The organism is Sphingomonas zeicaulis, from assembly GCF_050433225.1.
Taxonomy (GTDB): Bacteria; Pseudomonadota; Alphaproteobacteria; order Sphingomonadales; family Sphingomonadaceae; genus Sphingomonas_D; species Sphingomonas_D zeicaulis.
This window is the reverse complement of sequence record NZ_JBNPXQ010000013.1, coordinates 55,770-79,373: the sequence shown is the minus strand read 5'-3', so window position 1 is coordinate 79,373 and position 23,604 is coordinate 55,770. Positions and strand designations below refer to the sequence as shown.

The following is a 23,604-nucleotide window of genomic DNA, read 5'->3' as shown; positions in this document are numbered from 1 at the left end:
GCCCTGTACTGGCAGGTCCGGATCACATCAGGGGTGATAGATATTTCTGCGCATCCGCCGCCGTGCGCAACGGGTCCGTCGGCACGTCATACTCAACGAAGAAATGCTCTATCCCTGCCTTCTTCGCCGCCGGGATGATGCGGCGGAAGTCGACAAGGCCGGTGCCAGGATCGCGCACGCTGCCGTCGGCGGCGACGTCCTTCATGTGGAGCATCCGAAAGCGGCCAGGGTAGCGCTTGAAGTAGGCGATCGGATCGACCCCGGCCTTCGTCGACCAGGCGAGATCAAGCTCGAACTTGAGCTTGTTCGGATCGGTGCCCTGAAGGATCAGGTCATAGGGCGTGTCGGTCCCGACCTTTTTGAACTCCTGGTCATGATTGTGATAGGCGAGCTGGAAACCGCGCGCATGTGCGGCATCTGCCGCATGGTTCAGTGCCGCGATCAGCTGCTTGATCTGCGCCAACGTCTGCAGTTGGGATGGCCAGCTGATCTGCCACACGATGTACTTCTGGCCGAGCGGTCCCGCCTGCCTCGCGCAGGCATCGATCAGGCCCTCGACGTGATCGAAGTCGAACGCCTCGATGAATCTGCGCTCGAAGGTCGCTCGGTCGATACGACCGGCGACGCCATCGTCGAAGACTTCGTACAGGCCAGGGGGCATGATGTGCTGCGAGGGGGAAACAAGCCCGTTCTTATCGAGAATCTCGCGGACGAAGGCGGGATCCCGTCCGAAGCTTCCGAGCGTTTCCACCTCGCGATAACCCATCTCCGCAACCGCTGCGACCGTCCCTTCGAAGTCGGCGTCGAGCAGCGACATCAGCGTGTAGAGCTGAATGCCGAGAGGCCGGTGCGGGGAGCGGGCGAGGGCGGATGCTCCGTTGAGCATCGCGCCTGTGGCCAGTGCAGCCGCGCGCCCCAACAGCCCGCGGCGGGAAAGGGCGAGGTCGATCATCACAGAACTCCTGTTTTCATCTGGTCGGCAGCGAATGCGGCAGCGCGCGCGGTCAGCGCCATATAGGTCAGCGAGGGGTTCTGCGCCGCCGATGCCGGCATGCAGGCACCGTCGGTGACAAATACATTGGCAGCGTCATGACATTGGTTCCGCGCGTTGAGTACCGCCTGCGCCGGATCGCTGCCCATCCGCGCCGTGCCCATCTCATGGATGGCGAGACCGCCTGGCCCGAGAGCATCGCCGACAACGACATCATGCGCGCCGGCGGCCTCCAGCATTGCCTTGGCCTCCTTCGCCATATCGGCGGCCATCGCGAGTTCGTTGGCGCGCCATGAGAAGGCCACGTGAAGCTGCCGGCGACCCCAGCTGTCCGTCCGGGACGACAATGTCACGCGATTGTCGGCATAGGGCATGCATTCGCCCATAGCCCCGATGAACAGCTGCCATGGTCCCGGCTGACGCAGCCGACGCTTGAGTGCAAGACCGATATCGTTGTCATCGCCGGCGCGGCTCCACATCTGCCGCGACGCGCTGCCCTGATAGCCATAGCCGCGCCGGAACGGGCGGTCCGACCCGGACAGGTTCTGGAAGCGCGGGATGTAGATGCCGCTGGGCCGGTTGCCCATCGGCAGGCGATCAGTGAAGCCGGCTATGGTGCCGATGCCGAATGGTCCCATGACATGGTCCATCAGGTAGCGGCCCAGCGCGTCCGACCGGTTGGCGAAGCTGCGCCCGCTCTCACGGTCGAGCGAGTTCAGCAGGATCTGGGTGGTTCCGAGGGTGGACGCGTTGAGGAATATGACGCGAGCCGAGACTGTGGCGGACGTCCGTCGCCCGGCGTCTATGATCCGGACGCCGGATGCGCGCTTCGCTGCCGGATCGTAGACGAGCGAATCGACGATGACATCCGTCATCACCTTGAGCCGGCCGGTTGCCCTTGCTGCCGGTAGGGTCGAACTCTCGCTGCTGAAATAGGACCCGGTCGAGCAGCCCCGGATGCAGGGACCGCAATAATGGCATGGCTGCCGGTCGCCGATCGGACGGGTCAGGACGGCGCTGCGTTCGTTGATCACCGGGCGGCCGCTGAACCGCGCTGAAACCGCAGCTTTCAGATGTTCCTCGACGCAGTTCATGCCGTGCGGCGGCATGAACTCGCCATCGGGCAGCGAGGGGATGCCATCGGCATCGCCATTTACCCCGATGAAGCGCTCGACATGCGCGTACCAGGGCGCGAGATCCTCGTAGCCGATCGGCCACGCAATGCCGTGGCCATCCCTGCCGGCCTCAGCGAAATTGAGCGGGGCGAGCCGGAAGGAGGCACGACCCCAGGTGATCGACCGCCCGCCGAGGTGATAGCCCCGGATCCACGCGAACGGCGCGTCAGTGGGGCTTTCATAGGGATTTTGCGTATCGTTCACGAACCAGTGCGCGTTTGCCTCGGACAGTCCGGCCATGAGCGACTGGACCTGGTAGTCGCGCGCATATCGCTGGCGGTCGCCGAAGCCGCGAAACGGCAGGTCGTGGGGCGGGAGGTGCTCGGTGACATAGTCGCTGGCGGGATCGATCTGGCGGCCGCGCTCCAGCAGCAGGACCGAGAAGCCGCGCTCGGTCAGTTCCTTGGCCGCCCAGCCGCCGGAGATACCGGAGCCGACGACAATGACGTCGGCGTCCATCAGGCGCCGGTGCCGGTCGAAAGGTTCATCGGGATGCCCCATATGTAGAGCGACGGTGCGCGCTGCTCCACGCTCCATTTTGCGCAGGCGTCATACGCTCCTGGCGCGAGGTTCAGGTCAAGCTCCTGGCTGGCGCCCGCTTCGCTCGTGTAATAACCATAGATCGTCAGCTTGCGCAGCGTCGGCGCTTTGAAACGTTGCCCATCATACAGCAGGCGCACCGCATCGCCGCCCACAGCGAAAGCCGCAAGAACCAGGGAAAGCTCGGCGTCGCAGCGCTGCCGTTCGCCGTCATTCATCCAGTGCTCGTGTATCAGTTCGACGAAGTCGACCACGCCAGCTGCTTTTGCGCCGGGGGTCTCGTCCGCGGGAATAATGAGGTCGATCAGGCGCTCCAGCGCTGCACGTCGCGCCGATGGAAAAGGCGTGTGGGACGGGGGCGGGGGGAGGGTAGGCGCCGGGCCTGCACTCTCATGTCCCGCGTGACCTTCCCGGTTGCGCGCGATCGCCGGCGCGCTGAACGCAGCGGCGGCGATCCATCTGAGGATATCTCTGCGGTTCAATGCCTTGCCCGTCGATCGAAGGGCCGGTCGCGCGATGCCGGCGACCGGCCCGAACGGTCAGAACTTCATGCCGACCTCGACGCCGTACTGGCGGGGCGTGTTGTAGCTCGCAAGCGTCGCATTGCCGAGCGCATGGGGCCCAACCGCCATTGGCGTACGCTCATTGCTGAGGTTGCGTCCGATTGCAGAAATCGACCATGGTCCCTTTCGCACCGTCAGCTTGGCGTTGAAGAAGGTTTTGGGGCCGGTCTCAAGTTCGTTCTGCACGTCCCAGTAGACGTTGCCGCGATGCGCAACGTCGCCATGGAAGACAAGCGACGTGTCGTCGGCGAGCGACGCCTCATAGTCGATCCCGGCCTGGGCGGTCAGGCGATAGATCTGCGGGATCACATTGTTGCGATAGAGGTCGGGATTTTCAGGGACGAAGTCCTTGATCTTGACGTCCGAGTAGCCGAGCGATCCCGAAATGCTGAGACCGCGTGCGGGACGGATTGAAAGTTCCGCCTCGGCGCCGAGCACCTTGGTCTTGCCGATATTCGAGATCGCGGTGAAGATGCCGACATTCTCGATCACGCGCGAGGTTGAGAATTGCTGGCCCTTGAAGTCGGTGTAGAAGGCAGCGCCGTTGAGCGTGATCAGGCTGCCACCGAAGTTACTCTTGAAGCCGACTTCATAATTGTCTGCCGTTTCGGGATCATAAAACAGCAGGGTTTCCGCGCTGCTGCTCGGATTGAAGCCGCCCTTGCGATAGCCACGGGAATAAGTGGCATAGGTGAACAGGTCCGGACTCCATTTGTAGGACACCGAGGCCTTGCCTTGCGGCTCGCTGAACTTCTGCTTCAGGATCTGGCCGGTCAAACGGTCCAGATAGGACTGGTCCTCCCAGTCGTAGCGGAAGCCGCCAGTCACCTCCAGCCGATCGGTCAGTTCGTAGGAGAGCTGGCCGAAGACCGCGAACGTCTCGTAGTGGCGAAGATTGTCGTTGAGGCTCGAGATCCCACCGACCGGATCGTAGCTGCTCTGATAGTCCCGCTTCTCGTCCTGGTAATAACCGCCCACGTTCCACTTGAGCGGGCCGCTGCCGGCGGAGGTGAGGCGGAGTTCCTGAGACCAGGTGGTGTCGACGAAGCGGACCGTCTGGGACGCGATATCGGCAGCGGTAAAGTCGGCGTCGGCGGTGGTATATTCGCGGCCCCGCGAATAGGCGGTAACGGACGTCAGCGTCGCGAGACCAGGGATGTCCCAATCCGTCTTGAGCGAGTAGGCGCGCAGCTTGCTGCGGACGATGCCGGCCTGATTTTCGCTGGGAAGCGGAATGACATCCTTGAAGTCCTCGTCCGGGACAGGTGCCAGCCAGAGACCGCCATTCTTGGCATCGGTAGTCGAAGCGCTGAGCGCAAACCTGATATCCTCGATCGGCGTGAAGATCAGCGAACTGCGCGTGGTCAGGCCCTTGCCGAAGTCGGCGTTCGTTTCATTGGCGAGATTCTGGATCAGACCATCGGTCTTGTACGCGCTCGCACCGGTCGAAAAGTAGAGCTTGTCCTTGATGATCGGACCGGAGAGGCCGACCACGGCGCGCTTCTCGTCGCCGTTAAGGTACTGGAATGACGCGTTGCCGCCGAAGTCGTCGGTCGGGGTCCGGGTGACGATGTTGATCGCGCCCGCGATCGCACCGCCGCCGTACAGCGTCCCCTGGGGACCGCGCAGGATCTCGATCTGCTGGACGTTGACGAGGTCCTGCTGGAAGAACATCTGGCCGGGCTGGACCACGCCATCGACCACGGTCGCGAAGGGAAACTCGCCATCCCGGCCCAGCGTCGTGAAGCCGCGGAACGAGATGGTCTTGTAGCCAGGATAGAGGCCGTCGAGCACGACGAGGTTTGGTGTCAATCGCACCGCGTCCTGTAGGGTGCGCAGATCAGCGCCCGCGATCTTCGCCTCGGTCACGACGCTGATCGGATCAGCGATCGTCTGCGCGGTCTCGGTCCGCTTGCGGGCGGTGACCGTGATGTCATTGGACGCGTCCGGGTCGTCCGCGGTCTGGGCGTACGCCGACTGTGCCGAAGCAAGGAGGGCTCCGGAAACTAATCCCCCACGGATCAGTGCCCTAATCGAAGTAGCGGTTATGTATCGTTTTTTCATCCGTCCAACCCTTTCGCGCCATAGGCAGGGCGCCGCCGCGATTGCGAAGGCGCGCCACTGTCTTCCCCCTGAAGTCCGACTGCATGCCGCGCTCGTCCCGACGCGTTCAGCTCGTGTATCTTTCCGGCCTTGCGGTCGCCTGAGATGCTTCCATTTCGTCACGCCGCGATCAATGAGATCGCCACTGCGGTTTCATTGTCGCTGGCGCAAAATAGCGTGGCAGGTCGGCTGCCTTTCAGCCCACCGTGCGCTTCGTCCGGCGTGGCCAACAGCATCTCCTTGGCAGCCGAGCCTGGCCATCGTTGCTGCGACGAGCGAGGCGCTGGCCGTGCTCAGGTCCTGAAACGGTGGCCGAACGCGTCCACCTGGGACACCACGCGCATCGAGCGCCGCCTTGAGGGTTGCCGCGGCGGACCCGAAGCGTCCGACCAGGGAAGGCGTGAACCATTCGCGCATGATGATGCGATCCCCGGCACCGCAGGCCAGGGCGCCATCGAAATCGCCTTTCCACGCCAGGTTGAAGAAATCCGGTTGATGGCAGCCGAGTACCCCGCCGGCGCCCATCGTACCGTCGGCGTCGTGCAGCCTCACCATCATCAAGCCGGCCTCGTCGAGCGGCAGGCCGAAGACGCGAACCGTGTCACGGAGGGCTAGGAAGGTCTTCATGAAATGACCGATATCGCCGGTCGCATGCTTGACCGCCACGACCATGTCGAGCGCGGCCAGCCGTTCAAGCAGGGAAAGGGACATGTCTATCCCGGTGCCCGGTGGCCAGTTATGGACGCAGATCGGCAGGCGGCTGTGCCTCGCAACGGTCGTGTAGAATGCGAGGATATCTCCCTCGACCGGCCGGGCGCGCGGCGGAGGGGTGACGAGCGCGCCCGCAAAGCCGGCGACATAAGCTTTCTCGATATGGACGATCACTTCTTCCGGCGTGTGCGCACTGCACCCGGCGATCAGCGGAAGCCGGCTCGCCATCTGCGACCCGGCCGCGTCAAACAGGGCATGCCGCTCGGCAACGTCAAGACTGAACCATTCGCCGGCGGTTCCGGCGATGATCAGGCCGTGCATGCCTTGGGCGTGCTGCCACTCCAGCAGATCGCCAAGCGCCTGGAAATCCAGATCGAGGTGGGTGTCGAACGGAGTTGTGACAGATGAAAAATAGCCCCTCCACCCGACACGATTCCGCTTGCAGGCCAAGACCATCCCCTTGAGTGCCGCGGCGGGACATCCGCCTCGGCAAGGTTGTAAGGGGGCGATGCGCCATCAGCGGGAAACTTGATTGCATCGGCCGCAACTAGACGGCAGCCTCAGGTCCTGCCGATCAAGCCAAAAAAGGACGGTAGCAGCGATGCCGATGGCTGACATGAAGTGGCGCCGGGAGCCGTCGTTGCGGGTGGGATGCGCCGCCCCTCCTTGAATTTTCCGAATATGGTCGCGATCCTATCGCCGCCTTGGCAGAGCGCGGCATCGTGCGGGATCGGCGGCTTGCGGTTGATGCCCTGCCGGATGCAGGCGGCACGAAGCGCAGGCAAACCGGCGCGGAAATCGATGGCCTTTGAGGATCATCGGCCGCGCCGTGCGATCTATCTGATCGTTGCGACGGCCTCGATCTCGATCAGGAAATCGGGCATCGCCAGCGCCTGAACGCCGACCACGGTGTTCGATGCGGGCACCGCATCGCCATAGAATGCTGCCAGTTCTGGACCGATGGCGCCCAGCATCGAGACGTCATAATTGACGATGAAGGTCCGCAGGCGGAGCACTGCCTCAGGACCTACGCCCAGTTCGTTCAGCACTGCCTTGATGTTCGCGAGGGCCTGCCGCGCCTGAAGCCCGACGTCCGACCCGCCGACCACGTTATAGTCCTTATCCCAGGCCACCTGGCCCGAAAGATGGACCGTACCGGTCGCGTCATCGAGTGTCGCGTGTGAGAAGCCGTACTGAACGCTTGGATAGAGCATCTCGGGATTGATGCGTGTGCTGGTCATCGAAGGCTCCGGTCGGGATTGAAGGCGAAACGATCAGTCGACGATCTCGAGCTGGTGGCCCCACGGATCGAGGATGTAGAGGTTCCTCTTTCCAGCAAGCGGCCCCTCCGTGATGTCGATGACGTCCATCGGGGTGCAGCCATGGGCTGCAAGATAGCGGGCGGCCTTGCTTACGTCATCGACCTTGATGCCGAGGTGATGACCGCCGCGGTCGCAGTTACGCGGCAGGGTTTGACTGCGATCGGCTGGTTTGTCGTACTGGACGAGCTGGAAATTGAGATTGGCTGTCAGCTTGAGCATGATCAGCTTCAGACGCGCGCCGGGTACGTTGACATGGCTGGCCATCCAGTCGCGGCCGTCCTCTCCCAGCGGAATATCAGCCGCATCCAGCGGCCCCATGCGGAACAGTTCGGTTGCGCCCATCACCTCGCAATACCATCGCGCAACGGCGTCGGCATCCGGCACAGTCCAGGAGACGTGATCGGCCTCGATGAAAATGGGACGGTCGTTGGCGGCATCGGTCATGCGAGAAGCTCCGGCTGGACGTTCATCAGCCTACGCCGGACCTTGGCTCGGGCAATGGCGTCCATCGAACGAAGATGTTGCGATGGGCGCAACATCAGCCGCGCAGCACGACTTCCATCGAGCATGCGCAGCGCATCGATCACGGTCGCAAGGGCGGACGTTCCGGGTCCGCAGCTGACATCAGTCGCCGGCCGCCAACAGGTCGCCGACCGACACAGCGCGTGCCGGGAAGCGAGCCCGAAAGCTTTCTATCTCGCTTTCGGGGCATCCCCGTGCATGCGCGATGCGACGCACAAGCGCATGTTCGCAGCCACGCCCCTGGCACAGGCCCATCCCCGCCCGGCATCGCAGCTTGACCGCACTCGCGCCGAAGGATTCGCCAACGGCGATGGCATCCGCGATCGCCTGATCCACTTCGGCTGCTGAAACGTCTTCGCAGCGGCACATTATCGTCCCGTCCGCCGGTTGCGGGATCCAGGGTGTTGGATCGGCCACGGCCCTCAACAACGCCACAAAACCGTTCAGCGCGCTTCGTCGCCCCCGGGGTTTGCGCATCGCGGCGGTCGCCTCCTGCGCTGTCAAGGCGCCTGCATCGAGTGCGACGGCAAGCCCGGCGATGGCGCCCTCGGCCATCGCGACGTCGCTGCCGGCCACGCCCGTCGTCTCGCCCGCGACGTAAAGGTTCGGGGCGGTGGCCCGCATCGCCCCGTCGTGAACGGCTTCCCAGCCGCCCGCAGGCTCGCTCCAGCGGACCGCGGCGCCCGCCTGGCGGACCAGATCCGTTTGAGGCAGAAAGCCGAAGCACATCGCCGCGACATCGCAAGCGATGGGTTCGTCGCGGGCCAGTATCGCCCGCTCGAGGACGTCGCTGCCCTCGCAGCGCTGCACCATCGTGTCGAAGCGGACCGTCACGCGCGCCCGGCGGAGCGCAGCCATGCCCGACAGCGCCTCGAGCAATGGGCCTGGTGCTGACAGGGCACGTGGCAGATGGCGCAGCGCCGTCCTCGCCATTGCCGCGAAGGATTGTGCGAAGCAGACGGCGACCACCGTGCCACCCGCCTCGGCAATTTGCCGCGCCAGCACGATCATGAGCGGATGGGTCCCGAACAGCAGGATGCGCTGGCCGGGCAGAACCTGCTGGGCCTTTAACAGAGTCTGCACGGCACCCGCGCTCATCACGCCCGGAAGGGTCCAACCCGGAAGAGCCACGGGCATGTCGTAACAGCCTCCGGCAATGACAACCCGTGCTGCCTCGATCCGCTCGACACCCCCCGCCGTGCCTGCGAGCGTCAGCGCGATGCCGGCAGCCGGCCCGGGACCGGTCGCAAGGCCCAGAACAGAGCGGCCGCCCAGCCAGTGCAGACGCGTGTCGCCGCTTACCCGTGTGAGCAGCGCGCGCGCCTTGCGATATGGTCTGCCGTTCAACCAGCCCCGCACCGAAAAGCCCGCGGGCGGCTGACGCAGGATCTGCCCGCCGGGACGCTGCTGCTCGTCGATGATGCAGGTCGAGAGGCCCGCGGCCATGGTGCGTTCGGCCGCCGCCATGCCCGCAGGGCCGCCGCCGACGATGGCCACATCGAATGCGCTCATGCCGTGCGATCCGGGTCGTCGGTGCGGATCCGCAGTCCGTCCGCGACAGGGACCAGACAGCTCCGCAGTCGCCGCCAGCCGATATCCTGGCGGTCGACCCAGACAGTGCATTCGCTGCACGTTCCCATGTTGCAAAACATCCCGCGCGCGCGGCCGGAGCGGTCGGCGCGGAAGCGGGGCGAGACAGCGAAAACCGCCACGGCGATCATCTCGCCGGGATGCGCGGCAATGCGCTGGCCGTCCACTTCGACCGTGACCGCCTGGGGGCGGGTGACGTCGTTCTCGATCCGCCTCATGGCAGAACCGCAAACGCGTCAAGGTGAGCGAAGCGTCGCGGCGTAAACAGCTCAAGTGCCTCCGGCACAGAGCCTTCGACGATCGCGCGCGCGAGCAGCCGCGCCAGCACCGGTCCCAGAGTGAACAGCGACCCGCCTGCTGCCACAAAAAAGCCCGGCGCCGCGGCGACCTCGCCAACTATGGGAAGCTGGTCGGCCGAAATGCAGGTTGTGCCGGTCCATGTCCTCAGGAGTGAACGTTGTGCAAGCACCGGCATCACCCGCGTCGCAACCTCGAGGTTGGCGCGCAGGTTGGCCGGTTCGACGATCGCCGGCCTGTCATGGTCAGGCCGGCCGTCCGGCCGGCGTGCAAGGCGCGCGGGCCACCCGCCGCCGATCAGCATGTTTCCGTCTTCGGTTTGCTTCATCGACAGGCGGCGGCCGACATGCTGGATCAGGAACGGCAGCACGGGATCGGTGCGATCGGTGACGCTCATCATAAGCGGTGCGGCGTAGAGCGGAACGTTGAGGCCGAGCAATGCGGCGAGATGCGGCACCCAATGTCCAGCGGCCAGCAGGATACGCGGCGTCTGCACGCGGCATTCTCCGGCCGGCATTTGCAATATCGCCTGGTAAGTGCCGTCTCGTGCCATGGAAAGGGCGGTCAGCGTCGTGCCCGTCTGGATCGTTGCGCCCCGTTCGTGCGCGCCCTGTGCAAAGGCGTCGACGAGAATGCGCGGGTTGGCGTGCCCCTCGTCAGCCAGCCAAGCGGCACCCGCGAGTCTTGTGGACAGGCAGGGCGCGAGATGTCGCACCTCCGCCCCGTCCAGAACCCGGGTCGCCAGGCCAAGTTCGTTCTCGCGTGCGACCTTGAAGGCCAGCAGTTCCAGTTCGGCTTCCGTTTCGGCCACCATAAGGCCGCCGTGCATGGCAACGTCGAGAGGGCGGGCCAGCATCTCCTCAAGGCCACGCCATTCGTCGACCGCCACGCGATTGAGCGACACGATCCGCGCCCCGTCTGCCGCGGCTTTCTCTCCCTGTTCGAGGAACCGACGCTCGATCTGGAAGTGCAGCGAGCCGGCATTCTGGCCCGACGCGCCGGCGTTCAGATGGCCGCGTTCGGCCAGCAGCACGTTCAGCCCCTTGCGCGCAAGATGCCAGGCCGTAGCGCAGCCGACGAGACCGCCACCGACAATGAGGATGTCGCAGTTGGTGGTCCCGTTGGCCATCATCACAGCATATCGAGCTTCCGCAGCGTTGCGGCAATGCTTTCGCGATCGGCTTCGCTCACGGTCCGCAGCGGCTTGCGCACCGGGCCACCGGGTAGTCCCATTGCATCGAAGCCTGCCTTGAGAATGGCTGGGCCGGAGCCGAATTTCCCGACCAGGTCCGGTGTGTACCACTCTTCCATCAACACGCGGTCCTTGCGGCCGCACGCGCGCGCGCCATCGATGTCGCCGGCCCAGAACTTGTCGTAGAAGCCCGGCTGGTTGCGGCCGAGCACGCCGCCCGCGCCCATCGTGCCGTCGCCGCCATGGACGCGCAGCATCGTCAAACCCAGTTCGTCCATCGGATAGCCGAAGACGCGGACCTGCTCGCCCAGCGCGAAGACGGTTTCGGCGAAGGCCGTGAAGCGCGGCGTGGACTGCTTGATGGCGACGATCGCATCGATGTCGGCGAGGCGGCGAAGCAACTCGAGCGGCATGTCGATACCGGTACCCGGCGGCCAGTTATAGACGCAGATCGGCAGGTCGATGGCGGCACCGACTTCTTCGTAGAACGCTACGATCTCGTCCGCCAGCGGGCGCACGTAGGGCGGGGGGGTGATGAGCACGCCTTCGAAGCCAGCGTCGGAGGCGGCCTGTGCGTAGGCGATGGTCTCGCGAGCCGTGAAGCTGGAGCAACCTGCGATCAGCGGCAGGCGCCTGCCGACCTGGGCGCCGGCCAGTTCGAAGAGGCGCTTGCGCTCTTCAGGGCGCATGCTCGTCCACTCGCCGGTTGTGCCCGCCAGAACCAGGCCGTGCATGCCCTGATCGATCAGCCATTCAAGCAGCAGGCCGAGCCCTTGCTCGTCCAGCGTGTCCTCATCGACGAATGGTGTCGTGATGGCAGGGATATAGCCCCGCCAGTCCACCCGCGACCGCTTGCTCACTGCCATGATGTATCCCTGTTCCTGACCTGCGGATGTCCTGCTGCGGCAGCGCACTCTGCGATGCGCGTTCCGCCACACGGAGGTCGATGCCAGTGCAGCATGTCCGCAGCAATGGCGTGCGCGGGGTCAAAACGTTGCGCTTGCCGCAACGGACGCGGCGAAGCAGAACGTAACTTTGCATTGCTTGTCGCTTGCGCGGCGGAGGATTACGGCAGCAACGGGCTCGCCCGGGCATGCGCCGCTACGGTTGGCGAACAAGAAGCGCTGCTGAAGCATCGCTTATTCGACAGAAAAGCCGCTCCCAAATGTTGGGATATTCACCGGGAATGCGGCATCATTGCTCATGCAGGCTGCACTGCGGCATATGACCTCCGCGGGAGCAGCAGCGAAAGACCGACCGTGACGACGGCATTTGCGATGAGTGCCACCAGTCCCCGCTCCCAATGCGGAAACCAGGTCGAGGCGAGCAGCGAAAATGCCGGTAGCCAAAGCACGGCGTAGCCGGCAAGCAGCCCCGCCAGCACCGCTGGCGCGCTCGTGCGGCGTAGCAGGAACGCGCAGTACACGCCCGGCGCAAGCATGCCGATCGCAGCGTAGGCGGACAGGCCGATCTCCACCAGCGATCCACTGGCTCCCAGTGTCAGGTAGAGCGCGATCGCTGCGAAGCCGACCATGGCGATGCGCGAGACCAGCAGTTCGGTCCGGCCATCGATCGATGGGATCAATGGACGCAGGATGTTGCGACTGAAGATCGAGCCACAGGTGAGCAGCAGCACCGATCCCGGCACGAGCGCCAGCAAGGAGGCGGTGCCGGCCAGCACACCCAGCATCCAGGCGGGATAGCGTTCCCCGACGAACGCCAGCAGCAGCGCGTTCGGGTCCGCTCCGGGCGCTTGCGTTCCTGCGAGAAGTGCTGCGAAGCCGAGAAGGATGATGAAGAAGTAGGACAGCGAATAGATCGGCTGGAAGACGGCATTACGCCGGATGGTTTCCGTGCTGTCGGCCGAATAGCAGAGCTGGAACATGTGCGGGAAGATGTAGGTGCCGAGCGCGACGTTGATCGCGGAGGTCACCAGCCAGGTCGTGTCCAGCCCGAGTTCCGGTTTGAGACCCGGGAAGCGCGTCGCTTCCGGGAAGCGCTCGCCCACGGCGCGAAACACGTCCAGCACCGAGGCCTCGCCCACGATCCCCGCGATGCTCCAGGCCAACGCCACAACCACGACCAGCATGAGGATATCCTTCACCCCGGCGGCGAAGGCTGCGGCGCGCAGGCCGGCGAGAAAGACGAAAAGGACCATCAGGGCGACAGCGACGCAGGCCGCAACTCCCGCACTTATGCCGGGCCCTGCCGCCAGCCGTACCACCAGCGTCAGCGCCGTCACCTGAATCTGAACGTAGACAACGAGCGCGACGAGGCCAGCCGCGGCGACGCACACACCCAACCAGGGTGCACCGTAGCGATGCGCAAAGAAGTCCGCTTGCGTCACCAGCGCATGCCGGCGGCCATAAGACTGGATCAGAGGCGTCAGCCAGTAGCCGACCGACGCCGACAGCGATACCGAACAAAATGCGAGATAGGCTGGCGCACCATAGGCCCACGCAAAACCCGAAATGCCAAGTACGGCGAAGGTGGTGTAGATTTCGCCCGCGTTGAGGAACCAGAAGACCAGGGTCCCGAGCTTCCGGCCGCCCAGCGCCCATTCTTCCATGCTCTGGGCACGCTTCTGCTTCAGGCGCCCGTAGAGGATGGACCCGGCGGTGGTTCCGCCGACGATCAAGAGGATCAATCCAAGGATCATTTCGCGCGCTCCGACGAATCCAGGGCGAAGCGAATGCCCAGGACGACAGTGGCGAACAGGATTCCGGCCATCTGCCATACCATGCCGAACGGCAGGCCCAGCGGTTCCCAGCTCACGCCATTCGCCCAGGGTGCGAGGCCGAGTTGCCAGACGAATGGAAGCAGAAGCAGGATGTCGGCGCGCCTGAGGCGCTGCACGACATCGGCATTGTCGGAGGGTTCTGTCATGGATCGCTCTCTGGCTTGGGACACGGGAGCGTGACCGCATGACCCGTTGCGTTCAATGACCAAAAGCGTCGCGAATGTTGCGCCAAACAGAACAGGCGCATGATGATGCGTGCCGACGGCGCATATGCTGCGGTCGATCGGCGGGGGGCATCGCCGCTAACGGCGGATCGGCTTGTTCCATTGCCGCAGTTGCGCTTCGATCCGCTTGAGCAGGCGCAGCGGCGCCCCTTCCAGCTGGCGGCCTGAGCGCAGCACCAGGCTGGTCGTCGTCTCCTCGATCGCGTCATCGGCGATCGGCACGCTCACCATCGTGCCCTCGCTTAGTTCCGACCAGACCGATATCTGCGGCAGGATCGCGACAGCGATCCCGGAGCGCACGGCATCCTGCAGGATATGGATCGAATTCGACGTGATCGCCGGCTGGAAGAAGGTTTTCGAGTTCGCCTCGGCCACGCTCAAGATCTGCCGGATGCGGAAATGCGCGGGTGGGAGGACGAGCGCCTCACCGGCGAGTTCGGCAATGCTCACGCTGGCCTTGGCGGCAAGCGGGTGGTCGGGCAGCATGATCGCCATGAGGGGTTGGGCGATGACCGAGCGAACGTGTATCTTCATGTCGTTGGGCGTCGAGAAGACGAGCCCGAAATGCGCCTCGTCATCCGCGATCATCCGGAGGATTTCCTGGGTCGAACCCGTTAGGATCTCCAGCCGGATCTGCGGATTGGCCTCTGCGAATTTGCTGACGAGCGACGTGAAGCTCTTGCCGGCAAATCCCTCGCCGATCGCGGCCGTGATCTGGCCGGTGCGAACGGAACGCAGTTCCTCCAGTTTCGCGTGAAGCGCTTCGCGGTCGGCAATCTGGTTGCGATAATGGGCGATGACGATCTCGCCTGCGTGCGTCAGGCGTACGCCGCGTCGCCCCTTCTCGATCAATGCCAGTCCGTATTGGCTCTCCAATTGTCCAATTTGCCGGCTGATCGAGGACGGTGCGACATTGAGCCGATCGCCAGCCGCGCGCATCGAACCGGCATTGAGGGCTTCTAGCAAGTATCGCATTCCGGCTTCGGACAAGGCGTGATCCTCAGGGCTCTCTCGGAGCTATCACGCCGTCCTAGCAGGTCAGCGCGAGGGATCGAAGTCCTTGGCCAGCGGCAGATCGCGCGAACTCGTGCCGACATGGATGCGATAGGTGCCTTGCGCCATGCGCCAGTCGCGGGTGCTCTCGTCCCAGTAGGACAGCGACCGCGTATCGAGCGGAAACGAGACGGTCTGCGATCTGCCTGGCTGCAGCGAGATCCGGGCGAATCCCTTCAACTGACGCGGCGGTTCGGCTGCGGCCGCCGGCATGGAAACATAGAGCTGAGCGACCTCGTCGCCTGCCACGCTGCCGACATTGCGCACGGTCGCCTGCACGGTCCATCCGCCGCCACGCTTCGTGACCTTGATGTCACTGTACGCGAAGCGCGTATAGGAGAGCCCGTGGCCGAACGGATAGAGCGGCGCGACGCCTTTGGCGTCGTACCAGCGGTAACCCACCAACATGCCCTCGTCATAGCGTGCCGTGGTGCCGATGCCGGGATAGCGGACTTGCCGATCGACGGGGCCATTGATTTCGTCGGCCGGAAACGTGACCGGCAATTTGCCCGATGGGTTCGCCTTACCGGTCAGCAAGGCTGCAATCGAGTCAGCCGCCTGCTCTCCGGGATACCAGGCTTCGAGGATGCCTGCGACCTTGTCACGCCACGGCATCAGGACGGGCCCCACGGTGTGAAGCACGACCACGGTGTTGGGGTTCGCCGCCGCTACGGCCTCGATCAGCGCATCCTGGTCGCCGGGCAGCTTCAGATCGGTACGATCTGCGCCTTCCGAGACGTGATCGGCAACGAAAACCACTGCGACGTCAGCCTTCCTGGCGGCAGCTACGGCCTCGTCGACGAGTCGATCGTCTGGTTCTTGCCACCCGAGCCGCAGCTCGTTGGCGGACAGCGTCGGTGCATTTGAATAGGTCAGTTCAAGGGAGACGCGCTTGCCCGCTTCGAGGCGGATCGTGCCGTGGGTGGCGAGACGAAAGCTCTGCTTCGGGACATAAGCCACACGCCGGCCATCGATGTTCAGCTCGATTTCGCCGCCACCGTTGAGCGAGAAACGGTAATTGCCGGTTTTTGAAGGAATGAAACCAGCCGTCCAGCGCGCCGACCAGAGCGCCGCCAAACCATGGACGCCTGCCTTGGGCCCGGCTTCGGCATAATCGATCTGCGCTTCGCCGCGCGTCACGACTGGTTCACCCGACCAGTCTGGCGACGCATAGTAGCGCGCGGTCAGCCCGTCGAAAGCGGACGCCGGCATGGCCGGCAGCGGCGCGATCCCCAGCGTACCGCGGGCGTAGGTCACCGTAACCCCGTCGCCGAGCGCGGTCCTGATTGCATCGACGGGCGCCTTGAGCACGCCGACATCCTCGGTCTTGACGAAGCCGCCATATCGCTCGGATGTCTGCACATTCGAGCCTGCATCATCGCCGATCACGGCAACGGACCTCGCCTTCAGCGGCAGCACGCCACGCTGGTTGCGCAAGAGCACGGTGCCCTGCTCGGCGATCTTGCGCGACAGCACGAGGTGCGCTGGATTGCGCACATTGGCAGCGGCGTCGGCGGCAGCGATCGGCTTGTCCACGAGGCCGAGGCGGAACATCGGCGTGACGATACGCTTCACCATTCCATCGATGTCGGCCTGCGTGATTGCCCCCTTCGCGCGCGCGGCCCTGAGTTCGTTCGGCCCGTAAAACTCGGCAAAGCCGAATGGGCTTGATCCTCCCGGCATCGAAATGTCGAGCCCGGCCTTCACCGAAGGCGCCGTCGAGCGATGCGCGAAATACCAGTCAGCGACGACGAATCCATCGAAGCCCCAGCGCTTCAACGCGCCCAGCGTCTCGGGATTCTCGCAGGCGTAGCGGCCGTTGATGCGGTTGTAGGCGCACATGATGGAGCCTGCCTTTGCATCCTTCACGACCGCCTCGAACGCGGGATAGTAGATTTCGCGCAAGGTGCGCTCAGCGACGATCGCGTCGGTTGCTTCATAGGCTGGCCCATCGCCTAGACGGAGCCATTCCTGATTGTTCGCCGCGAAATGCTTTGGCGTGGCGATCAGGCCGAGCGACTGGATGCCGCCGGTGATCGACGCCCCCAGTTGCGCGGTCAGATAGGGATCCTCGCTCAGCGTTTCCGCAAGGCGGCCCCACTTGGGCGTGCGGATGATATTGATGGTGGGGGCGAGTACCACATTGCGCCCTTTTCCCGCGTGCTCGGCACCTAGCGCCTTCCCATAGGCGGTCATCAGATCGCGATCGAACGTCGCAGCACCCATGACGGGCGCCGGGAATTGCGTTACGCCCTTCATGCCGTTGCCGACACCTGCCGGCCCATCGCCCATGCACAACCGTGGCAGGCCCAGGCGGGCGATACCGCTGATATGCCCGACGCAGGCGTTCACGCCGGTGCCGTTCGCATCGAGTTCGGTATCGCCCTGGAGGAGCTTCAGCTTCTCCTCGTCAGTCATCGCCGCGACAATCAGATCGGCGCGCTGTTCTGGCGGCCTGCTGCGATCCAGCCACGGGCGCTCGCCCTCGTCTGCCGATGCGGAGCCGGTCCACATGCCGCAAAGCGCGATCCCGGAGAGCAAGGCCCTCCGGGAAGCGGACGCCATTCGGCGTGCCGTGAGGGCGAGCTTCGACGAAGTCATGACGATCAGAACTTCACCACGCCCGACAGGCTGACCGTCCGTGGACGATTCATGTAATAGCCCAGCGGATAAACGCCCGGTACGATCTCATTGTAGTTGATCGTCGTGCGGTCGTTGAACAGATTGGTCACGTTGAGGTTGAGCGCCCACGGCCCCTTGTTTACGCCCGCGCGGAGACCGACCAGCCAATAGGATTCGAGCGTCTGGTAGTTGGCGATGGTTGGATTGAACTTGGTCGCCATCCCGCCCTGATAGCTTGCGTCTGCGCCGAACGATGCATCGGCGCCCAGGGCATCGACGAAAGTCGTGTAATTTATGCTCGCGGAGCCGGTGAACTCGGGCACGTAGGGAACGCGATTGCCCTTGCGGCCGGTGGCGGGAACCGGATTGTCCTCGGCGAGCTTGGCGGTGTTGTAGTTGCCGGAGAGGTTGACGCTGAGACCCGTGACCGGGCGGGCTTCGAGCGTCATCTCGATGCCCTTGACCTCAGCCTTGCCCCCGTTGCCCGTGTAGCCGAATGAAACAGTGCCGTTGCTCGCCTGCTGGGACACCTGAATATCCGACCAGTCGATGTAATAGAGCGCGCCGTTCAGGAACAGCTTGCGGTCCATCAATGTGGTCTTCACGCCCCACTCGTAGCTCCACAGCGAGTCCGAGCCATAGCCGTCAGGAATGACGACGCCTGCGATCTCTGCGGCGGTCTGGTCGTTGGTGCCGCCCGAGCGATAGCCCTGCGCCACTTGGACATAGGTGTTGACCTGCTCGTTGACCTTCCATGCCAGGTTGAAGCGACCGATCAGGCCGTCGTCCTTCGTTTCCAGCCGCGGCCCCGGGCCGGCGCCGGGGGCACCGCCCGCCGCAACCAGCGCAACCGACTGTTGCTCCAGCTTGAAATCGAACAGGCGGCCGCCTGCGGTGAAGGTGAGGCTGGGAAGGAATTCGTAGCTGATCTCGCCGAACAGCGCCTTTTCCTTGATCCTGGTCGTCACATCGCGGTTCAACAGGAGGTCGGCATCAGGAGCGAAGTTCCCGGTGGCATCAGCGAGCGGCCAGGCACTGTTGAAGAACCGGTTCTCGTTCTGGAAGAAGCCTCCGACCAGCACCTGGATCGGGCCGTCGAAATCCGAGGCGAAGCGGAGTTCGCCGCTGTCGACCCGCCGATGCTTGGTCTGAACAAGCGCGCTACGCCCATCGCCGTCGTAGTCGAGACCGAAAAACGCCTGCGCCGCGAGGCTCGCATCACGCACGAACTTGGTATCGCGCACGAAACGCGAAAGCGTGCCGGTGAAGGTGCCGAAAGACTGTTTATAATTGACGGTCGCATTATACAGTTCGCTCTCGTCGTCATAGGGAGAGCGAACCTCGTCCGCCTGGAAATTCTTCGGAAGCGGATTGCCGCCGAAATCTTCGAGATTATAGTAGTTCTTCGCGTCCTGATGGACGTCCTGATACATTGCCGTGACGTCCACCGTCAGATCCGGCGTAGCCTGAAGGCGGGCGGTAATACGACCGGCCTTGCTCTTCTCTGCATTGGCGCCATCGTCGAAGCGATTGTCGATCCAGCCTGGCAGGTCCGCGTAGAAGCCGGAGGCGCGAACCGCGAGAACGCCGGGGATGATGGGAAGATTGACGGCCCCGTCGGTCTGCAGCCCGAGCGCGGCATCCTTTGTGGCGCGCAGCGCGGACTGAACATAGCCCGTCACCCCGGCGTCGGGGTCGGCCTTGTTCGTGATGTACCGGATCGTTCCGGCCATCGAGCTTGCGCCGAAGGTGGTCCCCTGAGGCCCCTTGAGCACTTCGACGCGGTCGATATCGAACAGCTTCACGTCGGGCGCCTGGCCGCCGCCATCCTGCGAGTTCTCCCCGGTAATGACGATTTCGTCGAGGTAGAGGCCCACGGTCCCGGCGCCGGATGCATTGATGCCACGGATCACGTAGCGCTTATCGCCGGGACCTTCGTCCTGAACCGAGAGCGCCGGGATCGCGCGGTAGAAATCGGCGAAATCGAGCGCCCCCTTGTCCTTCAGCGCGTCGCCCCCGAGTGCCTGGACGGTAATAGGCGTGTCCTGGATCGTCGATGCCGTGCGCTTGGAGGCGGTGACGACGATATCGGCGCCGGATTCGGCGCTCGGAGATGCGGCTTCCTGCGCCTGCGCCGGTACCGCGCAGAGCGCTGTGCCGGCCATCATGCCAGAGAGGAAGAGCCTCAGCGACGCGTGCTGGCAAGTTTTCATGGAACCCCTTTCACCCTTTTTGTCGTGGCCGGCGCATCAGCAAATCCCCGCTCTCACCGGATGGTTTGAAGGTCACACGTGTCCCAGGCCGCTTCAATGCAGCCGAAACGGCGGAAACGTTGCGCTCAGCGCAACGGCTGAGATCGATCGTGTTGGAAATTCAACATGATCGCATTGCTCAAGCAGTGAACCGCGTTTCGCTACATGTCGGGAAAGCGATGTGTGCCCAGCGGCGTTCCATTGGCTCCAGGGAAAGGCTCGCGGCACTCACATCGATAGGGAACAGTCGTCGCGGATCATCACGGCTTGGCTCGACGTGAGCAAGCGCGGCCTTCACCACCGGGGCGCGGCCCCCAAGGTCCGATTGCCATTGGGTGAGCCTGTCCGCTCCGGGCCGGCCAATGTGCGTCGGTGCGGCGCGCCAACCATACGGATGGGACGCGGTCGATCCGCCCGCTCAGGCTGACCTCCACATTCTAGACGCCAATTGTGTCGCGACGGGTATGGTCGTATCGGTGAACCCGAGGACGTCGCCCGCGCCGCTCTTTGGCTGGCGTCGGACGAAGCTGACTATGTGACCGGAACGACGCTGTTCGTTGACGGCGGCATGTCTCTCTATCCTGAATTCCGCGATAATGGCTAAGCCTCCTCGCCGGATTGGCGATCACGGGATTATCGGCGATCTCGAGACTGCCGCACTGGTGGCCAAGGATGGCACCATCGATTATCTCTGCTGGCCATCGCTCGACAGTCCGACCATCTTCGCTGATTTGCTCCACGCAGACGAGGGCGGTTCCTTTTCAATCACGCCTGACCTCACCGATCCGCGCACAAGCCAACTCTATGTTCCCGGCACCAATGTCCTAATCACGCGCTTCATGGCCGAGGATGGCAGCGCCGAAATCCTCGACATGATGCCGCTGCCCGGAGCGCGTAGCCATCCTGATCGGACCGAACGATGCCTGATTCGCAAGGTGACGGCGACACGTGGCGCCATTCGGTTTGCTGTACTGTGCCGACCGCTGTTCGATTATGCCCGCGTCGCTCCGAGCGCCTCCGCGAGGAATGGAGTCGTGACGTTCGATGGCGGTGAGATCAGGCTCTGCCTGTCCACATCGGTGCCGCTGGAACAACGGGCGGGAGCGGCCTTTGCGCATTTCACTCTGTCTCAAGGAGAAAGCGCCTGGTTCATGCTGGGTGAAGAGCCCCAGGCCCGGCTCAGTTCAGAGATTGTCGACAAGGAGATCGCAGCGGCCGTGCTGGCGTGGCGTCGGTGGCTCGATCAATCGACCTATACGGGCCGCTGGCGCGACGAGGTCCATCGATCCGCACTGACCCTCAAGCTTCTGACCTCCGTCCGGCACGGCTCGATCGCAGCAGCAGCTACCTTCTCCCTACCCGAAGCGACAGGTGCCGGGCGCAATTGGGATTATCGCGCCGTATGGATCCGCGACGCCTCTTTCACCAGCTACGCGCTGATGCGCCTCGGCTTCTTCGACGAGGCCAAGGCTTTCTACGGCTGGATGAGCAAGCGCATGTCGAAGGCAGCCGACGGCAACACGCTGCGGATCATGTACGCCATCGATGGGTCCGAGGCCCGGGAGGAAAGCGAGTTACCTCACCTTGCGGGCTATGCCGGAAGCCGTCCGGTAAGGATCGGCAATGCGGCACACGCCCAGACCCAACTCGACATCTACGGTGAATTGCTCGACAGCATCTACCTGTTCAACAAGTACAGCTCTTCCATCAGTCATGAGGGGTGGTTGCACGTCTGCAGCATTGTCGAACATGTAATTGAGCATTGGGAGGAGGCAGACGCCGGGATCTGGGAAATTCGCGACGAACCCCGCCATTTCCTTCATTCGAGATTGATGTGCTGGGTTGCGCTGGACCGAGCCGTGCGTCTGGCCAACAAGCGATCCTTGCCTGCCCCGCTCGCGAGTTGGATCGAAAACCGTGACCGCGTTGCATCCGACATCTGGACCAACTTTCGTCATCCCGATCATGGCTATTTCGTCCAGTCGCGTGGCGGCAGCGAACTCGACGCGGCGCTGCTTATGATGCCCCTGGTGCGTTTCGTATCCGCCACTGATCCGGTCTGGCTAAGCACGCTCGACGCAATAAGCGACGTGCTGCGCGACGACGGCATGATCTACCGCTATCGCAACGCCGATGGTCTGGAGGGCGGCGAAGGCGCGTTCACGACCTGCATATTCTGGTATGCCGAATGCCTGGCGCGTGCCGGTCGCCTCGAGCAGGCTCAACTGGTCCTCGCTCAGGCCATGAGCTATGCCAACGAGCTCGGCCTCTTTTCCGAGGAACTGGATCTTCGGGGCGAAGCCCTCGGCAATTTCCCCCAGGCCTTGACACATCTCGCCTTCATTAGCGCCGCCCACTTCATCGATCGGCAGCTTGACCCGTCTCGCCGCCCACACTGGCAGCCATGAACGAGCTTTTTCTCCGCTTCCTTGGCGCTGGTTCGAAACGCGCATCGCGATATGCGTCTTGAACCTTGTCCAGGCGGATCCTCTGCTCAACAATAAGCGACCGATCGACCTCGTGCGTGGGAACAAGGCCGATGGGGTCATCGCAGCAGCGCGGATGGGATTCGCCAGCTTTTGATATTCGACAACGCCATTCCGGAGGGCTCACACTCGGATTCACTCTGTCGAGTGCGGAAAGCCCGTTCTCCGGGTGAACAGCGGCTGTGCAGTGCGATGACCGCGAAGCGGTCGCCCCGTTCCCCCGGCCCCCCGGTCCAGCCGCGCCGCCTGCGAGGCGAGCTCGCCATGTTCGAGCGCGGCCGTGCCGCGAACGGGACGATGCGCACGCACTGATGTTCGATGAAATAGCTGGTTGAGGTAGAGGCGTTGACCGATCCGTTGGCCGGCAGCGCGAACTGCTCGCACCGTGCGGGCCGCGTTGGTGGGTGATCCTGCCGTCACAGCCGATCGCGTCGCGATGCGGGCCATTGGCAGTTGCGGACTTATCGCCAGCATGGGGTAGCTGGCGGGTCCATTCTCCCCATTTGTCGTCATGGCGCTTGACCTTGCCCCGTGCCACCAGATCGGCAGGATAACAGGCGCGCACCATCAAGCGTCGCGGCGCGCCCGCGGGGGTGCGCGCGCCCAATGCCATATCGGGCGGGGCGAGGGCTCTGGCACCGCTGCATGGCCAGAAGCGGATAAAGGAAGGCGGCTAGCGCACACCGGCCCATCCGACCGGCTGCATGGTTACGCTCTCAAGCAAGATCTGCTCTTCGGATTGTGGGTCGGTCCAGGCGCTGGCGGCCGCCGAGCGAGCGACGAACCGCGCGGGGATCCAGGCCTGCGTCGACGCTGCAATAGCTGATGGCACGCTGCGGAACGGGGCCGATTCCGTCGGGTTGGCGACGCTATTCGAGGGCGTGCTCGTCGGCCTTTCCATCCAGGCCCGCGACGGTGGCTCGACCGGCGCGCTCGATGCGGCGGTCACACAGGACTTAATTGCATGGATGCAAACGGTCGTTGACCTCTCCTGCCCGGTTCGTGCGGCAATGGTGGCGCCAGGATCCCGGCATCAATCGGTAAAGACGGTGGGAACGTCGTAGAACGGTAAAGTCAGACATCGCCGCTGGCTCTCAGGGAGACGTCCGCTTTCCGCTCCAGCGCACCCGAAGTGGCTGGACGGGCCTGTCGCCATTTGGTCATTCGCGATGCTTGGAATCGTGCAGCGGACGCGGCCAAAGCGGATGTTCGCGACGCAGG

The 23,604-nt window shown here is 63.9% G+C and carries 18 protein-coding genes and 1 pseudogene; 3 read left to right on the top strand and 16 right to left on the bottom strand.

The window, feature by feature from the left end; translation table 11 throughout:
- Positions 1 to 22: 22 nt before the first annotated feature.
- The 16 genes from FHS96_RS27425 to FHS96_RS27350 form a co-directional block, all read right to left on the bottom strand.
- Complete coding sequence (locus FHS96_RS27425; protein WP_429599498.1) at positions 23 to 952, bottom strand: sugar phosphate isomerase/epimerase family protein; 930 nt, start codon at positions 950 to 952, stop codon at positions 23 to 25.
- Positions 952 to 2,625 (bottom strand): FAD-dependent oxidoreductase, encoded by a 1,674-nt coding sequence (locus FHS96_RS27420; RefSeq protein WP_429599495.1) that lies wholly within the window; start codon positions 2,623 to 2,625, stop codon positions 952 to 954. Before FHS96_RS27420 ends, FHS96_RS27425 begins: the two co-directional genes overlap by 1 nt.
- Positions 2,625 to 3,188 (bottom strand): gluconate 2-dehydrogenase subunit 3 family protein, encoded by a 564-nt coding sequence (locus tag FHS96_RS27415; protein ID WP_429599493.1) that lies wholly within the window; start codon positions 3,186 to 3,188, stop codon positions 2,625 to 2,627. Before FHS96_RS27415 ends, FHS96_RS27420 begins: the two co-directional genes overlap by 1 nt.
- Positions 3,189 to 3,245: 57 nt before the next feature.
- On the bottom strand, positions 3,246 to 5,333 hold the full coding sequence (locus FHS96_RS27410; protein WP_429599490.1) for a TonB-dependent receptor: 2,088 nt from the start codon (positions 5,331 to 5,333) through the stop codon (positions 3,246 to 3,248).
- Between the two features lie 192 nt (positions 5,334 to 5,525).
- Positions 5,526 to 6,533 carry a dihydrodipicolinate synthase family protein gene (locus FHS96_RS27405; RefSeq protein ID WP_429599487.1) on the bottom strand — a complete coding sequence of 336 codons (1,008 nt, stop codon included), beginning with the start codon at positions 6,531 to 6,533 and terminating at the stop codon, positions 5,526 to 5,528.
- Between the two features lie 386 nt (positions 6,534 to 6,919).
- Positions 6,920 to 7,324, bottom strand: a complete 405-nt coding sequence (locus FHS96_RS27400; protein WP_429599485.1) for a RidA family protein — start codon at positions 7,322 to 7,324, stop codon at positions 6,920 to 6,922.
- A gap of 33 nt (positions 7,325 to 7,357) precedes the next feature.
- Positions 7,358 to 7,849 carry a VOC family protein gene (locus tag FHS96_RS27395; protein WP_429599483.1) on the bottom strand — a complete coding sequence of 164 codons (492 nt, stop codon included), beginning with the start codon at positions 7,847 to 7,849 and terminating at the stop codon, positions 7,358 to 7,360.
- A 180-nt stretch (positions 7,850 to 8,029) separates the two neighbouring features.
- Entirely contained in the window at positions 8,030 to 9,439 is a 1,410-nt protein-coding gene (locus tag FHS96_RS27390) for an FAD/NAD(P)-dependent oxidoreductase (protein WP_429599480.1), read from the bottom strand.
- A complete protein-coding gene (locus FHS96_RS27385) occupies positions 9,436 to 9,735 on the bottom strand; it encodes a (2Fe-2S)-binding protein (RefSeq protein WP_429599478.1) in 300 nt (99 codons plus the stop codon). Before FHS96_RS27385 ends, FHS96_RS27390 begins: the two co-directional genes overlap by 4 nt.
- Positions 9,732 to 10,943: an NAD(P)/FAD-dependent oxidoreductase gene (locus FHS96_RS27380; protein WP_429599476.1), complete on the bottom strand. Its 1,212-nt coding sequence runs from the start codon at positions 10,941 to 10,943 to the stop codon at positions 9,732 to 9,734. Before FHS96_RS27380 ends, FHS96_RS27385 begins: the two co-directional genes overlap by 4 nt.
- A 2-nt stretch (positions 10,944 to 10,945) precedes the next feature.
- A complete protein-coding gene (locus FHS96_RS27375) occupies positions 10,946 to 11,872 on the bottom strand; it encodes a dihydrodipicolinate synthase family protein (protein ID WP_429599474.1) in 927 nt (308 codons plus the stop codon).
- Between the two features lie 335 nt (positions 11,873 to 12,207).
- The gene (locus tag FHS96_RS27370; RefSeq protein ID WP_429599472.1) at positions 12,208 to 13,665 is read right to left on the bottom strand and encodes a sodium:solute symporter family protein; all 1,458 of its coding nucleotides are present in this window, start codon (positions 13,663 to 13,665) and stop codon (positions 12,208 to 12,210) included.
- Positions 13,662 to 13,892 carry a DUF3311 domain-containing protein gene (locus FHS96_RS27365; RefSeq protein ID WP_429599470.1) on the bottom strand — a complete coding sequence of 77 codons (231 nt, stop codon included), beginning with the start codon at positions 13,890 to 13,892 and terminating at the stop codon, positions 13,662 to 13,664. The genes FHS96_RS27370 and FHS96_RS27365 overlap by 4 nt, the downstream gene beginning before the upstream one ends.
- Positions 13,893 to 14,048: 156 nt before the next feature.
- Positions 14,049 to 14,945, bottom strand: a complete 897-nt coding sequence (locus FHS96_RS27360) for a LysR family transcriptional regulator (protein ID WP_429599517.1) — start codon at positions 14,943 to 14,945, stop codon at positions 14,049 to 14,051.
- 63 nt (positions 14,946 to 15,008) lie between these two features.
- On the bottom strand, positions 15,009 to 17,537 hold the full coding sequence (locus FHS96_RS27355; RefSeq protein WP_429599468.1) for a glycoside hydrolase family 3 protein: 2,529 nt from the start codon (positions 17,535 to 17,537) through the stop codon (positions 15,009 to 15,011).
- A 92-nt stretch (positions 17,538 to 17,629) separates the two neighbouring features.
- Complete coding sequence (locus tag FHS96_RS27350; RefSeq protein WP_429599465.1) at positions 17,630 to 19,858, bottom strand: TonB-dependent receptor; 2,229 nt, start codon at positions 19,856 to 19,858, stop codon at positions 17,630 to 17,632.
- Between the two features lie 487 nt (positions 19,859 to 20,345).
- Between FHS96_RS27350 and FHS96_RS27345 the strand changes: the two genes are divergently transcribed.
- The 3 genes and pseudogenes from FHS96_RS27345 to FHS96_RS27335 all read left to right on the top strand — a co-directional run.
- Entirely contained in the window at positions 20,346 to 20,501 is a 156-nt protein-coding gene (locus tag FHS96_RS27345) for an SDR family oxidoreductase (RefSeq protein WP_429599462.1), read from the top strand.
- Positions 20,494 to 22,305 carry a glycoside hydrolase family 15 protein gene (locus tag FHS96_RS27340; protein WP_429599460.1) on the top strand — a complete coding sequence of 604 codons (1,812 nt, stop codon included), beginning with the start codon at positions 20,494 to 20,496 and terminating at the stop codon, positions 22,303 to 22,305. The genes FHS96_RS27345 and FHS96_RS27340 overlap by 8 nt, the downstream gene beginning before the upstream one ends.
- 770 nt (positions 22,306 to 23,075) lie before the next feature.
- Positions 23,076 to 23,447, top strand: a pseudogene (locus FHS96_RS27335) (hypothetical protein); the annotation flags it as partial.
- Positions 23,448 to 23,604 lie beyond the last annotated feature (157 nt).

What these genes read in the sequence shown, in the direction of transcription:
- FHS96_RS27375 (WP_429599474.1), bottom strand. Translation starts at nt 11,872, where the DNA reads ATGGCAGTGAGCAAGCGGTCGCGGGTGGACTGGCGGGGCTATATCCCT.
- FHS96_RS27410 (WP_429599490.1), bottom strand. Translation starts at nt 5,333, where the DNA reads ATGAAAAAACGATACATAACCGCTACTTCGATTAGGGCACTGATCCGT.
- FHS96_RS27365 (WP_429599470.1), bottom strand. Translation starts at nt 13,892, where the DNA reads ATGACAGAACCCTCCGACAATGCCGATGTCGTGCAGCGCCTCAGGCGC.
- FHS96_RS27420 (WP_429599495.1), bottom strand. Translation starts at nt 2,625, where the DNA reads ATGGACGCCGACGTCATTGTCGTCGGCTCCGGTATCTCCGGCGGCTGG.
- FHS96_RS27390 (WP_429599480.1), bottom strand. Translation starts at nt 9,439, where the DNA reads ATGAGCGCATTCGATGTGGCCATCGTCGGCGGCGGCCCTGCGGGCATG.
- FHS96_RS27385 (WP_429599478.1), bottom strand. Translation starts at nt 9,735, where the DNA reads ATGAGGCGGATCGAGAACGACGTCACCCGCCCCCAGGCGGTCACGGTC.
- FHS96_RS27380 (WP_429599476.1), bottom strand. Translation starts at nt 10,943, where the DNA reads ATGGCCAACGGGACCACCAACTGCGACATCCTCATTGTCGGTGGCGGT.
- FHS96_RS27355 (WP_429599468.1), bottom strand. Translation starts at nt 17,537, where the DNA reads ATGTGGACCGGCTCCGCATCGGCAGACGAGGGCGAGCGCCCGTGGCTG.
- FHS96_RS27350 (WP_429599465.1), bottom strand. Translation starts at nt 19,858, where the DNA reads ATGAAAACTTGCCAGCACGCGTCGCTGAGGCTCTTCCTCTCTGGCATG.
- FHS96_RS27360 (WP_429599517.1), bottom strand. Translation starts at nt 14,945, where the DNA reads ATGCGATACTTGCTAGAAGCCCTCAATGCCGGTTCGATGCGCGCGGCT.
- FHS96_RS27425 (WP_429599498.1), bottom strand. Translation starts at nt 952, where the DNA reads ATGATCGACCTCGCCCTTTCCCGCCGCGGGCTGTTGGGGCGCGCGGCT.
- FHS96_RS27395 (WP_429599483.1), bottom strand. Translation starts at nt 7,849, where the DNA reads ATGACCGATGCCGCCAACGACCGTCCCATTTTCATCGAGGCCGATCAC.
- FHS96_RS27370 (WP_429599472.1), bottom strand. Translation starts at nt 13,665, where the DNA reads ATGATCCTTGGATTGATCCTCTTGATCGTCGGCGGAACCACCGCCGGG.
- FHS96_RS27400 (WP_429599485.1), bottom strand. Translation starts at nt 7,324, where the DNA reads ATGACCAGCACACGCATCAATCCCGAGATGCTCTATCCAAGCGTTCAG.
- FHS96_RS27340 (WP_429599460.1), top strand. Translation starts at nt 20,494, where the DNA reads ATGGCTAAGCCTCCTCGCCGGATTGGCGATCACGGGATTATCGGCGAT.